This is a genomic window from Pusillimonas sp. ANT_WB101, assembly GCF_008369125.1.
Classification (GTDB): Bacteria; Pseudomonadota; Gammaproteobacteria; order Burkholderiales; family Burkholderiaceae_B; genus Allopusillimonas.
This window is the reverse complement of sequence record NZ_VOAY01000005.1, coordinates 150,500-164,827: the sequence shown is the minus strand read 5'-3', so window position 1 is coordinate 164,827 and position 14,328 is coordinate 150,500. Positions and strand designations below refer to the sequence as shown.

The window sequence follows — 14,328 nt, the reverse complement described above, 5'->3', positions numbered from 1 at the left end:
GCGATGCTAGCACAGTATTGAGACGTGTTTAGGCTTTTTCCGCGTCATCAAATACGCGTGGCTCACCTTCGGGCAGCCCTATCTCAAACACATTGAGTGTCATGGAAATAAGCGTGTAATACCCTGCCAGGCCGACAAGGTCGACAACCTGGTCCTGCCCTAATGTCTTTACCGCATCTTGATATAGCTCATTCGGCACGTGGCGATCTTGCAACAGCTTGGTCAAGAATGCATGCACGATCTGCTCATCGTTGCGTTCAAATGGAATCGACGCTGACCCCATCAGCAATGCATCGGCTACGTGTTGTGTAATGCCGGCATCGAGGGCGATGGGTTTGTGCGCCCACCATTCGAACTCTGCACGCCAGTAAACGGCCATGATCAGGATGGCCAGTTCAGACAGGCGCGGCGACAGGCTGGAGTCATAACGACAGTATTGGCCCAAGGCTTGGGCATGTTCTGCGAGCCCAGGGCGGTTCAGCCAGACTGCCAGCGGCCCGCGTACTCGTCCCCGTGGCCCACTGGCGATGGCATCATGTACGCGCTTTTGATGAGAGGTGAAGGAGCTGGGGTCTGGCATGGTCAAACGTGGCATAAAACGAATCCTTTTTGATGTGTGGGCGCCGGGCGACGCACAGCAGGTGGGTTAGCCAGCCACGGTGAACATGGTCCGCTTTGTATTCATGAAGTTGGGGCGAACCTGACTGGCCCAGTCCGTGGCGCGCACGGCCAGCCACGGCTCGGAGCCGAATGCTTCTCGCGTATGCAGCAGGTAGCATGCGTGATAGCGGGGCGAACCTTGTGGGTTTTTTAAGCGTACCGCCAGCACGGTGCCGGGTACGCTGGCCAGACCGGGAAGGTGCTCGTTCTGGTACCAGTCATTGAAGTCATTTTCAGCCTGTGGCTTGACATCGGTTTCAACGACATAATGCCAGGCGCCAGCAAGCCCTGCCGAAGCGCCTGGGACGACCTGGCACACTTCAAGGGATGTAACATCGGCTGTGGGGTACAGCGCCTGCACGGTTTTTCTCAGGCGCTCAACCGCCAAGGCGTGCGTGGATGTACCACCCAGAACATAGATATAGGTTTCGGCATGTTCCACGGCGTGCACGACATGAAAACATCGTGCGGCTGCCCGGTCGTCGACAACTTCTGCGATATGCTCCGTAATATCGGCGCTGCCGCACAGGGCGATGGCCTGGGCCCTTGTCAGGGTATGGTCGGGAATTCGCACCAGCACGGCGAGCGCGCCTTCACGCATGGTTTCCGCCAGAGTCGCTCTGCTGGTGTCAGGGGCATCGATGTTGTTCATGAGTTTGCATCCTTAAAACGGTATAGCTGCTGCGGGTTATGAACCAGTATGCGCTCGCGAAGTGCAGCGTCGGGGCATAGGGCACAGAACAGGTTTAGTAACTCTTGATCGTCGGGCACGGGGCCGGCGACGTTGGGATGGGGCCAGTCTGTACCCCAAAGCAGGCGGTCAGGCATGTGCTCGACCAGGGCACGGACGAAACCATGGCCTTTGTCGTAGGGTGAGTGGCCACCTGCCAGTCGATCTACTCCTGATATCTTTACCCACGCCAGTGGATCATCTCGCAAAGAGAGCAATGCCTGAAAAGACGCGCTGTGCACGCCCTCGTCGGCATCGACTCTACCCATATGATCGATAATGAAGGGGACCCCTGAACCTTGGAGCTTGGGAAGTAGGGCGAGCAGCGAGCTGCCATCTGTGTGTATGCATAGATGCCAGCCGAACGTGGCAATGCGCTCGGCCATGGAGAGCATGTTGTCGGGTGTGGCGCCAGCCAAATGTGCCACAAAGTTAAAGCGCACACCACGCACACCCTCGCCGTCCAGCCTGGCAATCTCGCTCTGGCTTACGTTGTCTGGCAACAGGGCGACGGCGCGATACTGCCCTTGTCCACGTCGCAAGGCATCAACGACTGCTGACATATCGTAGCCATGACAGTTGGGCTGCACGATCACGCCGCGCTCCAAGCCCAGGCGCTGGTGCATGGCGTGCAGCATGTCGAAACCTGCATCCTCAGGCGTATAAGAACGCTCAGGCGCGAAGGGGAACTGGCTGGCCGGGCCAAAAATGTGGCAATGGCTGTCGCAAGCCTGTGCAGGCATACTGCACGCGACTGTCTGGGCGCTTGCCCCGTGTGGGGCACTATCTCGGACCATTATTGGCTACACTCCATTATTCAAAAAATCGATAACACGACGCGGCGAGAGGAGGCTCATGGACATCAAGCAACTTGAATACTTCATCGTTGTTTGCGAACAAAAGAGCTTTTCCCGTGCGGTCGACGTACTGCATATTTCTCAGCCGTCCTTGAGCCGTCAAATGCAGCAACTTGAGGCTGGGTTGGGCTTGCATTTGCTGCGCCGAACAGGTCGCGGCGTGGAGCCGACCGAAGCTGGGTTCAGGTTGCTCAATCATGCGCAAACCATTAGCCGCGCTGTCAGGATCGCGCAAGAAGATCTTGATCGATATCGCGCGCAGTGCGACGGCAGGATACGGCTGGGCTTGCCGCCCAGAATTTCCAGACGCATTGCGCCCGAACTGGTCAAGCGGTTTCGAGAGGCTTTTCCGGGTGCCACACTTAATGTGACAGAGGGGCTTAGCGTCGAAATGTTTGGCTGGCTGAGCAAGGCGCGTATTGATATTGCCCTGTTGTATGACCCTCCACCTTCCGACCTGCTGCGCTATCGATCCATTTTTCGCGAAGAACTGGTGCTGGCCTACTCGGATACGTATCAGCCTGCTCCTTCCTCGCGCATTCAGGGTAGCGAACTGCAGGCCTTTCCCATGGTGTTGCCCAGCGCACCCAACTCCATACGTGCGCTGGTCGACAAGGCCTGCAGAGAGCTGAGCATCAGTCTGGACATCGTTGCCGAGGTGGATTTGGTTCAGAGCGTCGGTGAAACCACACTGCAGGCCGAAGTGTGTTCGATTCTTCCCAAGTCCGAAGTTGAGGATCCGCGACATCAGGGTAGATTTCGCTACGCCCTTATCGAGAACCCCGTCATCATTAACGATCTGGTCATTGCCACCCCCGTTCACGAAGCGCGCATAAACAAACTGAATGATGGTGTGTCGGATATGCTGCATGAGCTTGTCATCGAAACGTGGACGGCCGGCTAACTGGCACGGCGTCTTATTCGTTCACCGTTATATTTTCTTCCTTGATCAGCGCCGCCCATTTATCGGTATCATCGGTGACCATTTTCTTGAACTCGCCAGGTGTTGTCGAAAACGCATCAACGCCGGTGCTTTTTATAAAGGCCTTGGCCTTTTCAGATTGCATGGCTTTGTTGAAGGCGGCGTTCAAGGTGTTTACAACCTCGGGGGATGTGCCCGCAGGTGCGAATACGCCGTACCAATTGATTGCCACGACATCCGGATATCCAAGCTCCTGGAATGTGGGTACATCGGGCAGTGCGGGGGAGCGCTTTCCGGCCGCAACGCCCACCGCCGTCAGACGATTGTCCTCGATGTATTTCAGCAGGCCTGAAATGTCGCCGAAGAACCCATCGACCTGTCCGCCCATGGAGTCATTGATAGCGGGGGCTGCGCCGCTGTAGGGTACATGCAGAATGTTCAGGTGTGTTGTGCGCTTGAGCAGGCTGATGGCCATATGCGGCATGCTGCCTATGCCAGATGAAGACAATGAGACCCCCTCGCCTCCCTTGGCGGCAGCCTTTGCAAAGTCTTCGAAGTTTTTCATACCTTTTTTGGGGGACAGCGCCAGCACTTCAGGCGTGGCTACTAGCATGGTGACGGGCACGAAGTCTTTTTCTGGGTTGTAGGTGAGCTTTTTGTAGAGCCCTGGGTTTACGGCGATGGCTCCCGTGGAACTCAAGAATATGGTTGTACCGTCAGGCTTTGCGCGCTTGACTTCGTTGGCTGCGATGGCGCCATTGCCGCCTGGCTTGTTTTCGACCAGAACGTTCTGGCCAATGATAGGGCTAAGCTCATTGGCAACGACCCTGGCGAGAGTGTCGGCAGGCCCCCCAGGAGGAAACGCGACAACAATGCGTGTGGTGCCAGTTTGCGCCAATGCTGTTCCGGCGACGGCGAACAGAAGCACGCCAGCGGCATGCTGAATCAATTTAGTAGGTTGCATAAGAGTCTCCAGGCTGATTTTATTTAGAAGTGTGATGCCACCGTGGCACCCTGTGTGTTGACGAACAATGAGTACACCGACGTGCTCGATGCCATGAACAAGCGATTGCGATGTGTGCCGCCAAAGGTCAGATTGGCGCAACGCTCAGGCAGGGCAATATGTCCGATAGCCTGGCCCTTGGGGTTGAAAATGCGTACGCCGTCAAGCTCAGCCGTGCCCATCCCCCAGCCACACCAGAGGTTGCCTTCAATATCCACACGAAAGCCATCAGGAGTACCTGCTTCAGCATCGATGAAGTCCCGCTTGCCCGACAGCGTGCCATCTGGCGCCACATCGAAGGCGACGAGCGTGCGGGGCGCAGAGCGCGACTGAACAACGTATAGGGTTTTTTCGTCTGGCGAGAAGGCAAGCCCGTTTGGTCCCTGGACAGTGGCATCGACAACCTGCAAGACACCTGTCTTAGGGGCGAGGCGGTAGGTTGCCTCAGGGATTTCCTGTTGCGCTTTTTCGCCCTGGTAGTAGCCCGCAATGCCGAAGGGCGGGTCTGTGAACCACACGGCCCCATCGGAAGACACAACAACATCATTGGGTGAATTGAGCGGCTTGGCGTTGAATGTGTCGGCCAGAACAGTGATCGTGCCGTCGTACTCGGTACGCGTCACGCGTCGTCCAAGATGTTCGCAGGTAATTAATCGGCCTTGCAGATCGCGGGTATTGCCGTTGGCGTAATTGGATGGCTCTCTGAACACGCTGGTCTGGCCAGTGCGCTCATCCCATCTCAAAATGCGGTTGGACGGCACATCGCTCCACAAAAGACAATGATGGTCTCCCATCCAAACAGGACCTTCTGCCCATCGGCAATCGCTGGAAATCCGCTCTACCTTGGCGAGCGCAAGTACGAGCTTGGCAAAGCTTTCATCGAGTATGCGAATAGCAGGATCGGGATAGCGTTCTGACAAATACATGGTTTCACTCCTCAGGAACAGCGCGCGACCATGCCGCCGTCCACAATCAGTTCAGTGCCGGTAATGAACCTGGCTTCATCCGAAGCCAGGAACAAGGCTGCATTGGCGGTGTCGCGACCGTCTCCCATGAACGGCAGAGGTATGCGTGCCTGGCGTTGTTGCAGTAATTTTTCGACATCCCCGCCAGCACGCTGGCCAGCCAGCCGTGTTTCAACCATGGGAGTGTGCAACTGACCGGGAATGACGGCGTTGCAGCGAATGTTCAGGCTGGCATATTCAATTGCCACGACGCGGGAAAGTTGGATAACACCGGCCTTGCTGCTTGCATAGGCAACCTGGGCAGACCCTGTCCAGCGTATGCCCGATGTAGACGAGACATTGACGATTGCGCCAGATTGCTGTTCGGCCATGTGCGGCAATACGTACTTGCACATGAGAAAGGCGCTTTTGAGGTTAAAGTCGATCTGCTTGTCCCAGTCTTGCTCGGACAGATCAACAGGCCCGCCTTTGTGGGAGCCACCTACATTGTTCATCAGGATGTCAACGCGGCCATAGGTCGCGATGCAGGCCTCGACCAGTTTGGACACCTCTGACGCCTGGGTAACGTCTGCAGTGAAGGGGGTGATCTCTCCGCCTTCTGCGCGGACAAGGTCTACTGTGCTCTCCAGCGCACTGGGGTTCAGGTCTACGGCAAAGACTTTAGCGCCTTCCTGTGCGAAGCGCCATGCAGCGGCGCGCCCGTTACCCCAGCCCGGCCCCACGCTTCCTGCGCCGGTAATGATGGCGACCTTGTTCTTTAACCTGTTGCCCATTGTTTTGCTCGCTCAAATGATTGTCCAATCATCATAGGAGTTGGTAAGGTACCCACCAAGCCTGTTTCCCGGACTTCTGTTATGTTATTTGTGCATAACAGAAGAGCGATGCGGGCTAGGCGCTTACGGCAGCAGGACGACTACACAGCCGATTGCTTACGCTGCAGCGTGTGGTGCTTGGGTTGACGCCACTTGAAGAAACGACGCTAAAGCTGGGTTGCCATCGCCTTTACGCCAGGCCAGGGAGACTTCCTGCGAGAGATGGTGGGTTGTGTCGGATAGCGGCACATACTGAACTTTGGGATGCATGAGCGATGCAAGATTGCTGGGGATTACTGCCACGGAAAGACCTGCAGCCACCAGGCAGATGACGCCGGCTACTTGTGAGCATTCTTGCTCTATATGGGGATAAAAGTTTGCCGCGGCACAGGCGGCAATTAACTGGGCATGCGCAGTAGGAACTTTCTCCCTTGAAAACGATACGAATGATTCATGCGACAACTGTCGCAATGAAACTGACTTTTGGCCGGCTAAAGCATGCGTCTTGGGCAGGGCTGCCATCAAGTGGTCATGCCGGTACAAACGCGTTTCGATGAATGAGGCTTCTTGAACCAAGGGTGTACGCAAAAGGCCAAGATCAAGAGAGCGCCCTTTCAGCTGCTCGATCTGATCTTTGGTGGTCATTTCGACAACGCGCAGTCGGACGTCAGGATAACTGCGCCGAAAATGACCAATTAGGTCAGGCATGAAGCCGTATCCGACACTTCCAATAAAGCCTAAGGATAGTTGACCGATTTCGCCACTGCTTGCGTGCAGCGTGCGTTCTATGGCCGTGCGCTCGTACTTGAGCCATTGATAGGCTTCTTCGAGAAATATGCGGCCAGCCGGGGTTAGAGCAACAGCGCGTTTATTGCGCAGAAAGAGTGGCGTGCCGACGTAGGATTCCAGTTTTTGAATGGCCTGGCTGAGTGGGGACTGTGCCATGCCGATGCGCTGGGCCGCGCGACCGTAGTGCAGTTCTTCGGCTACGGCGATAAATTGTTGGAGTAATCGGCTGTTTAGCATTAAGCTTTTTTATGTCTTACAGAGACCTAAATTATATGTTGGACATTGTTACCGGGCAAACATAAACTCAACTTCCGTTGACAGGAGTCTTAGATGAGCCATTCCACCGCAATGTCCGAGCAAACATCCAAAGCGATAGCCAGCCTCTGCGATGCCCTGCGTTTTGGCGATGAATCTTTGGCCCGTATTCGCTGCTTCGGCTCTGCTCCGCGCTTTGAATCACCTCACAAACTGACTGTGTCAGCCGCTGCTGCGATTGGAGCCTACGCCTTGGGCGTCGAGGCGTGGTGGCATGCCGCGACAGGGCAGCATCAGACGATAGGCATAGATGTGATGCAGGCTGCCAGCTCGCTCAATCCAGGGCATTTTCAGCGACAAAGCGGCTATTCGTTGCCAGCGCTGTCGCTACTCACTGAACTTAAGGCTGATTTTTATAAAACCAGAGACGCACGCTGGTTCTTTCCCATAGGCTCGTATCCACATTTGCGTGATGGCGTGCTCGATCTGTTGCAATGTGCAAACTCAGCCGAGGCGCTAAGTGCCGCCATAGCTCAGCGCGATGCGGATGAGCTCGAAACGGCATTTGCAGACCGAAAGTTGCCGGGCATTTATGCCCGAAGCAGCGAAGAGTGGCGCGCGCATCCGCAAGGTGCTTTGCTGGAGGCCTCGCCCGTGATTGACATTGAGAAAATCGGGGACAGCGATCCGGAGCCGCCACGACCTAGCCAGCGACCGCTGGACGGCATCCGAGTGCTTGATCTGGGCCACGTGATTGCTGGGCCTGTTGTGGCGCGATCGCTGGCCGAGCACGGGGCAGATGTGCTGCGCATAACGTCGCCCATGATGCAAGACCCGTTCAGGCAGACTATTGATACCAACATCGGCAAGCGATCCGCCTTTCTGGATTTCGATGCGCCAGTCGATATGATTAAGGCCCGGGCACTGATGAGTGGTGCCGATGTGGTGGTGCAATCGTGGCGCCCTGGAAGCATGGCTCGTCGTGGGCTGGGTGCTGCCGATGCAGCGGCCATACGGCCCGGCATTATCTACGTTACGGTTACCGCATACGGTGACCTAGGCCCTTGGGGCAGCTATGGCGGCTTTGAGCAGTTGGGTCAAACAGCGAGTGGAATCGCCGTCAGTGAAGGGCAGGGAGGAAGGCCGCGAGTCGTACCCACTTACTTGCTCAATGATTACCTGACTGGATATCTCGGTGCGGCTGGCGTAATGCAGGCTCTGTTGCGGCGTGCCAAAGAAGGCGGCAGTTATCACGTGAGGGTTTCGCTGGCCAGAACCTCAATGTGGGTACAAAGCATGGGCCTGGATAGTGAGTTTGACGGCGATAAACCCAGGCGCCATTTTGCCGAAGGCTTGAATCCGGCGCTGGAGCTGCGCGAGTCTGCATACGGCCCACTACAGCAGCTGCCGCCCGTTGCCCAGTTTTCAAAAACCCCTGCGCGCTGGGTATTACCACCTGCTCCTAATGGCGCGCACCCTCCTGTCTGGCTGGAGTGATGCCGGATCATACTTATGCATCAAATCAGATCAGACCCTTATAACTTCTAGAGTACGACCCTGCAGTGCTATCGCAGTAAAGACCATCAACAATCAAAGGAGCTGGAGTGCGTTCGGGCTTTGACAGAAAACATGAGACGTATCGACGCCTTTTCGTTGATGGGCAGTACACCATCGCTTCTGTTTAGTCTGGGAGCCTCCTGGAAAGGACTATGTTAAGTAAAAAAACACTTGTCACCGCCGTGGCTGCCTTAGTCTGCGCAGGCCCCGTTGCGCAGGCAGCCAACACTTATCCCGACAAACCCATTGCGCTGATCATTGGCTTTGCACCGGGTGGGCCGACAGATGCCATTGGTCGTGTGCTGTTCAAGAAGGTATCCGAAGAACTGAAGGTTCCTATTGTCATTGAGAATCGCCCCGGCGCAGGAGGCAATATCGGTGCGCAGGAGCTTCTCAGGGCAAAGCCCGACGGGTATACGCTGATGTATGGCACATCCTCGATCACTACGGCTCCAGCCCTCTTTGCCCGAGAAGACTTGAATCCCAAGACTGCATTCGTTGCAGCTGGCTGCTCGGTATCCGTCCCTCTGATTCTGCTGACGTCGCAAAAGACTGTGGATGCGAAGAATGCAGAATCTTTTTATAAAGACATGAAAAACCACCCGGATAAGTATTTCATGGGGTCATCTGGCAATGGGTCTATTGACCATCTGGTTGCGATGGACATCGCCAATAAGCTGGGCCTGAAGTTTCAGCATGTGCCTTATAAAGGTAATGGGCCTGCTCTGACCGATCTGGCCGGTGGCAACACCAATTTTATGTATTCAGGGTCATTCAACAGCGCCATGCCGTTCATCCAGGATGGGCGGGTGAAACCATTGGCGGTGACATCGAATAAACGCTCGGTAGTGCTGCCGGACGTGCCAACGTTAAGTGAAAGTGTGCCTGGCCTTGAGGGGTTTGATGGTGGCACGTGGCAAGTGCTGCTCGCGCCCAAGGGAACGAGCACCGATATTTTGAAAAAGCTGGACCAGGCGCTTCAGAAAGCGATGAAAGACCCAGCAATTCTAGAAAGCCTGCGCTTTCAGGGGGCTGAGGTAATGAATAAAAGTCCGCAGCAGTGCCAAGATTTCATCGATAGGGAATACGACCGCTGGTCGGACACCATCTCCCGGTTGGGCCTGAAGGCAGGCTGATCGGCTTCTTGCTATAAACGGGCTTGCTGCTGCGCCAGGATTAAATATTCTGGCGTGCGCACATGTATTTCTGATACGCCGCAAAGTATTGATTTATGGTGTCACTATTGATACCATTCAATAAGTGCGCTAGTAAAGATAATACCTATGCCAAGTATCGAAAAAATTATCAAACAGATGCAGGCTAATCCCCATGATGTGTGTTTTGAAGAGGCGGTGAAAGTCTGCTGCAAGTTTTTCGGCCGGCCGCGCCAAACTAACGGCAGTCATGTGGTTTTCAAAACACCTTGGCAAGGTGACCCACGCATCAACATACAAAACAAAAACGGCAAAGCTAAAACGTACCAGATACGCCAAATTCTGGCTGCACTGGACAAATTAAAAACGTCTGAGGAGCCATAAAAAATGGACGTAAAACACTACACCTACCGGGTAATCTGGTCAGAAGAAGACCAGGAACACATCGGCTTGTGCACAGAGTTCCCCAGCCTGTCGTGGTTAGATGCAGATATGGATCGTGCGCTGCACGGCATTATTGGCACGGTGGCCGAGGTTGTGGCCGACATGCAGGCTAATGGCGAGAATGTGCCGTCGCCTATGTCAGACCGTACCTATAGTGGGCGCTTTGCGGTGCGGGTGCCGCCCATGGTTCACCGCAAGCTGGCATTAGAGGCCGCTGAAAAAGGCGTGAGCATGAATCGGCTGGTTAGCGCCAAGCTGGCCATGTAGCAGGCGGTGCCAGGTGGCTAAACCGCCTGATTGACACGGCTACCGCTTATTATCCAACGACCGCTCAAAAAAGAATCGCAACATCTCACCCGTGGCGTCGGGGCCGGCCTGATCCGTGTATGAACCGTTTTTTGTCCCGCCGGCCCAGGCATGGCCAGCGCCATGGACTTCCCAGCGCTCGGCAATGATGTCGCCCGCCGCATTGCGGTACATGTGCTTGGTGCTGTGACGCTTGTTATTCAAGCCTGGCACACGAAGGGTTTCGACACGTGCAGACGCGCCTGCGCTGGCTGCAATCACGCTCTGGGCATTACCCGGGTGCACGACTTTATCGTGATCCCCATGGAAAACAATGGTGGGCACACCGCTGCCTGCGTGTATAGGCTTTTTACTGCCTGCACCTTTCATTGCGGCGAGCGCCGACGGCAGATCCGATGCCGCGCCAGGTGCCAGCCCTGAGTGAACGCCCGCCGCCGCGTACAGGTCAGGATAAGCACTGGCCAAGATGGCTGCCATGGCTCCGCCCGCCGATAAGCCTGCTACGTAAACACGTTGCGTATCGATGGCGTGCTCCCCAATGACTTTACCTGTCATGCCCGCAAGAATCGAAGGTTCGCCCCGGCCTTGATGTTGGTGGTTGTGCTTGAACCAGTTCCAGCATTTCTGTGGGTTAAGTTGGGCCGGTTGGATAGGGTAGAGTACATAGAAGCCCTGCGATTTTGCGATCTTGTTCATGGCAGTGCCGGCTGCAAAGTCGTCGGCGTCCTGGGTACAGCCATGAAGCATGACCACCAATGGCAGTGGCCGCTCGCCCGCGTCGGGTGGTACGTACAGTTTGTAGCCGCGTTGGCCCGATGAGTTGTGAAATGACCCCGCGATAAAGGTATCGCCAGTAACGACTGGCTTGCGCGTAGGCGTGATGATTTGTTCGTGAGAGGTAGCAGTTGTAGACGTTGCATAGTCGGGGTTTGGGATTTCCCAGGCCTGGACGTCAATGACGTTGGTGTCGTCATACTGGTTGTGCGCGTTGGAAGCGCCGCCGTTTTGCAGCGCAGATTGGATCATGGCTGTGGCTGCGGCCAGATCGCCGGATTGCGTCAGCCGGGCGGCCTGCTTCATTAGCTGTTGAAATTGGGGATGCATAGATTTATTGCCTTTACTGCGAAGAGGTAGTCAGCGAATGCGCTGACGCAGGGCTGCTTTTACGGCGGGGCTGGCATGGAGAGCCCCCAGTACCGTCAAGGATTGGATGGTGGCGAGCGCCAGCTCGGGCGTAACGTCGGGCGCGATGGTCGCCAGGCCCAGCACACGGATATCAAGTGTTTCGCCTGCGGCCTGGACCGCGAGTAAATCTTCAGTGGTGTAGTGCTGAATGCCAAGCACCAGTGTCTTTCGGCTGACCGCCTGGCGTACGGCGTCGCCATGCGTGGCCAGCTGATTACGGATGGCAGTTCGGATCAGATCGGTTCGGTTTGCATAAAAGCCTTCCTGAACGAGAAGGTCGATTTGGCCAAGGTCGACGTAACCGAGATTGATGGTGATCTTTTCGTCGGCGGGCTTGGGAACGGAAGTGAGGGGGCGAGTTCTTGGAGGCATGAGCACATAATAAAACCATCCACTTGGATGGTCTACGGATGTTTCAATTTGATAGGTTTGTTGTTTTCTCGCATTTATGTTGTGCCATTAAGCCGCCAGGTTGCCGTTAGAGGCTGCACTGCGCGCCACACTAGAACAAGCCGAGCGCAAGCATGTGGCCCAAACACTGGCTGCCGTGCGTGATGACGTGCGTGCTGGTCATCGTCTTGGTGATGCGCTGGCCGCCCATCCCAGACACTTTCCCGAGATCTACCGCGCTCTGGTTGATGCCGGTGAGCAGTCGGGTGATCTGGCCCAGGTGCTTGAGAAATTAGCTGACTATATCGAGTCACGCGGTGCATTGCGCAATAAGGTGCTCACTGCATTTATTTACCCGGCCATTGTCACCATGGTCTCCATCGGCATCGTAATTTTCTTGCTAAGTTATGTGGTGCCGCAGGTGGTGGGTGCTTTTTCTCAGGCACATCAGTCGTTGCCTTTGCTGACGCGCATCATGCTTGCGGCCAGCGCCGCAGCGCGCCAATGGGGGCTGATCGCGGTTATTTGCCTGGTCGTGCTCATCGGCTTATGGCGCTTGCATCTTCGACAACCAGCAGCCCGCCTGGCCTGGGATGCCCGTGTGTTGAAGTTGCCGATACTCGGTCGCTATGCACAGGGTGTGGACGTGGCGCGATTCTCAGCCACGCTGGCCATACTCACGGGTAGTAATGTGCCATTGCTTGCTGCCCTTGATGCGGCGCGCCGCACACTCAGAAACCGCAAGCTGCAGACCGCAGTCGATGATGCGACCCGTCGGGTGCGGGAGGGCAGCCCGCTGGCTCAGGCGCTGCAGGTGCAGAAGGTGTTTCCGCCGTTGTTAATCCACCTGGTTGGGAGCGGCGAACGTACGGGCGAGTTGCCGGCCATGCTGGATCGCGCAGCGGGTGTATTGTCGGTTGAGCTTGAACGGCGCGCCATGACCATGACGGCGGTGCTCGAACCCATGATGATTCTTATCATGGGCGGTATCGTGCTGGTGATTGTGCTGGCCGTGATGATGCCGATTATCGAAATCAATCAGCTGGTGCAGTAGGGCTTGGTAGGGAAGGAGGAGCGTCTTTGCAAGGCAGGCCAGCCTGCGTTCGATGCGGGGCGCAACGTTGGAAATCGCAATTTAGCTTTTAACACTCAAATTGCGTGCGGCTATTGGCCATGCAATCACAGTGTGGAAAGCTTGCTGGCTAATTGAGTCATTTTGTCCAGATACATGTCGCGCAACTGGTTTGCGGCTACAAATTTTGTGTTTACTGTTACGCTCAGTGCCATGGAGGTTTGGGCTACGTCCGTTTTTACAGGAACCGCAATCGCTGCCATCCCCAGTTCGATTTCCTGATCAAGAATACAGAAACCATCTTCTGCAGTTTTTTCTATCAGATGTTTCAGCTGACTTTTTTCGAAAACTGTGTATTCGGTGTATGGCCTGAGGGTTTCCCGATCTAGATATGTATCGAGTTCATCCGCGTCGAGCATGGCAAGGAGCACTCGCCCCACCGAAGTGCAGTAGGCCGGCAGACGGCTGCCCAGCCCTATGTGTTTCTGGATCAGCCTTTTGCTTTGGAAGCGCGACAGATACACAACTTCGTGGTTGCTCATTATGGCCAGCGCACAGTTTGTGTAGATGCTGTTACCCAGTTGATCGAGATAGGGCTGGCTTGCTTCCACCAGCCTGGAGGACGAAAAGTAAGAATGCCCCAGTTGCAGAATGCTGGGATCAAGCGAAAACCTGCTGTCATGCGTCTGGGCAAAGCCGAGCTGCGTCAGCGTATAAAGACATCGCCTGACGACTGACCTGTCCAGTTTGGTAATGCGGGCCAGTTCAGCGATAGTCATGGGAGTTTTGCGGTCTGCAAATGCCGTGATGACGAGCAGCCCGCGCGCAAGAGACCGCATGAAGTTGGGGTCGCCCTCCAAATCGCGAAAGTCTTCCATATAACGCCACCCCCTCAAAAGAATCCGGTGCAACTATACAGCCGAAAATCTATTTTGTGTGCGATTAGCGAACATTTGGAGCTTTATGGAGGCAAGCTCAGGCAGCGAAGAGGGGGCTGATGCTTGACCCTTATTTTCGGCAGACGCACACTGGATCATCGTAGTTCAAAGATGGCAATGACCATCTGAAACTCAACACTCAGGCAAGCCCACACACCATTTCAACGTGGCGTGTTGAGTAGGCTTGTTTGCATCGCATACCGGCACTCGCAGCACTTCGCTTGCGAGGTGTCACTTCAAAGGATAGATAGATACCTGGTAGAGCAAGGCCGGGGCTTCAACAGCCTGA

15 protein-coding genes and 1 pseudogene are annotated in these 14,328 nt (G+C 55.5%); 6 read left to right on the top strand and 10 right to left on the bottom strand.

Annotated features, from left to right (window positions below):
- Window positions 1-28: 28 nt before the first annotated feature.
- The 3 genes from FQ179_RS19315 to FQ179_RS19305 are packed head-to-tail and all read right to left on the bottom strand — an operon-like array spanning window position 29 to window position 2,133.
- Window positions 29-595: a carboxymuconolactone decarboxylase family protein gene (locus tag FQ179_RS19315; protein WP_149398950.1), complete on the bottom strand. Its 567-nt coding sequence runs from the start codon at window positions 593-595 to the stop codon at window positions 29-31.
- Window positions 596-646: 51 nt separating this feature from the next.
- Window positions 647-1,312: a hypothetical protein gene (locus tag FQ179_RS19310; RefSeq protein WP_370459903.1), complete on the bottom strand. Its 666-nt coding sequence runs from the start codon at window positions 1,310-1,312 to the stop codon at window positions 647-649.
- The gene (locus FQ179_RS19305) at window positions 1,309-2,133 is read right to left on the bottom strand and encodes an amidohydrolase (protein WP_255475071.1); all 825 of its coding nucleotides are present in this window, start codon (window positions 2,131-2,133) and stop codon (window positions 1,309-1,311) included. Before FQ179_RS19305 ends, FQ179_RS19310 begins: the two co-directional genes overlap by 4 nt.
- A gap of 112 nt (window positions 2,134-2,245) precedes the next feature.
- Here FQ179_RS19305 and FQ179_RS19300 point away from each other — a divergent pair, with 112 nt between their 5' ends.
- The gene (locus tag FQ179_RS19300; protein ID WP_188074666.1) at window positions 2,246-3,151 is read left to right on the top strand and encodes a LysR family transcriptional regulator; all 906 of its coding nucleotides are present in this window, start codon (window positions 2,246-2,248) and stop codon (window positions 3,149-3,151) included.
- Between the two features lie 13 nt (window positions 3,152-3,164).
- On the opposite strand, the gene FQ179_RS19295 is transcribed toward FQ179_RS19300, so the two are convergent.
- The 4 genes from FQ179_RS19295 to FQ179_RS19280 form a co-directional block, all read right to left on the bottom strand.
- On the bottom strand, window positions 3,165-4,133 hold the full coding sequence (locus FQ179_RS19295; RefSeq protein WP_149398947.1) for a tripartite tricarboxylate transporter substrate binding protein: 969 nt from the start codon (window positions 4,131-4,133) through the stop codon (window positions 3,165-3,167).
- Window positions 4,134-4,156: 23 nt separating this feature from the next.
- Window positions 4,157-5,098 (bottom strand): SMP-30/gluconolactonase/LRE family protein, encoded by a 942-nt coding sequence (locus FQ179_RS19290; protein WP_149398946.1) that lies wholly within the window; start codon window positions 5,096-5,098, stop codon window positions 4,157-4,159.
- Between the two features lie 11 nt (window positions 5,099-5,109).
- Window positions 5,110-5,910 carry an SDR family NAD(P)-dependent oxidoreductase gene (locus FQ179_RS19285; protein WP_149398945.1) on the bottom strand — a complete coding sequence of 267 codons (801 nt, stop codon included), beginning with the start codon at window positions 5,908-5,910 and terminating at the stop codon, window positions 5,110-5,112.
- A 156-nt stretch (window positions 5,911-6,066) separates the two neighbouring features.
- Window positions 6,067-6,975: a LysR family transcriptional regulator gene (locus FQ179_RS19280; RefSeq protein WP_149398944.1), complete on the bottom strand. Its 909-nt coding sequence runs from the start codon at window positions 6,973-6,975 to the stop codon at window positions 6,067-6,069.
- Window positions 6,976-7,068: 93 nt separating this feature from the next.
- Between FQ179_RS19280 and FQ179_RS19275 the strand changes: the two genes are divergently transcribed.
- The 4 genes from FQ179_RS19275 (at window position 7,069) to FQ179_RS19260 (ending at window position 10,415) form a co-directional block, all read left to right on the top strand.
- Window positions 7,069-8,490 carry a CoA transferase gene (locus FQ179_RS19275; RefSeq protein ID WP_149398943.1) on the top strand — a complete coding sequence of 474 codons (1,422 nt, stop codon included), beginning with the start codon at window positions 7,069-7,071 and terminating at the stop codon, window positions 8,488-8,490.
- 212 nt (window positions 8,491-8,702) lie between these two features.
- On the top strand, window positions 8,703-9,686 hold the full coding sequence (locus FQ179_RS19270; RefSeq protein WP_149398942.1) for a tripartite tricarboxylate transporter substrate binding protein: 984 nt from the start codon (window positions 8,703-8,705) through the stop codon (window positions 9,684-9,686).
- A 147-nt stretch (window positions 9,687-9,833) separates the two neighbouring features.
- Entirely contained in the window at window positions 9,834-10,088 is a 255-nt protein-coding gene (locus FQ179_RS19265; RefSeq protein WP_149398941.1) for a toxin HicA, read from the top strand.
- Window positions 10,089-10,091: 3 nt separating this feature from the next.
- On the top strand, window positions 10,092-10,415 hold the full coding sequence (locus FQ179_RS19260; RefSeq protein WP_149398940.1) for a type II toxin-antitoxin system HicB family antitoxin: 324 nt from the start codon (window positions 10,092-10,094) through the stop codon (window positions 10,413-10,415).
- A gap of 39 nt (window positions 10,416-10,454) precedes the next feature.
- Here FQ179_RS19260 and FQ179_RS19255 read toward each other — a convergent pair whose 3' ends face one another.
- Window positions 10,455-11,558, bottom strand: a complete 1,104-nt coding sequence (locus FQ179_RS19255) for a PHB depolymerase family esterase (protein ID WP_149398939.1) — start codon at window positions 11,556-11,558, stop codon at window positions 10,455-10,457.
- Between the two features lie 30 nt (window positions 11,559-11,588).
- Window positions 11,589-12,011: a CopG family transcriptional regulator gene (locus tag FQ179_RS19250; RefSeq protein ID WP_149398938.1), complete on the bottom strand. Its 423-nt coding sequence runs from the start codon at window positions 12,009-12,011 to the stop codon at window positions 11,589-11,591.
- Between the two features lie 91 nt (window positions 12,012-12,102).
- Between FQ179_RS19250 and gspF the strand changes: the two are divergent.
- Window positions 12,103-13,083: pseudogene (gspF, locus tag FQ179_RS19245) on the top strand (type II secretion system inner membrane protein GspF); the annotation flags it as partial.
- 125 nt (window positions 13,084-13,208) lie between these two features.
- Here gspF and FQ179_RS19240 read toward each other — a convergent pair.
- On the bottom strand, window positions 13,209-13,979 hold the full coding sequence (locus FQ179_RS19240; protein ID WP_149398937.1) for an IclR family transcriptional regulator C-terminal domain-containing protein: 771 nt from the start codon (window positions 13,977-13,979) through the stop codon (window positions 13,209-13,211).
- Window positions 13,980-14,328 lie beyond the last annotated feature (349 nt).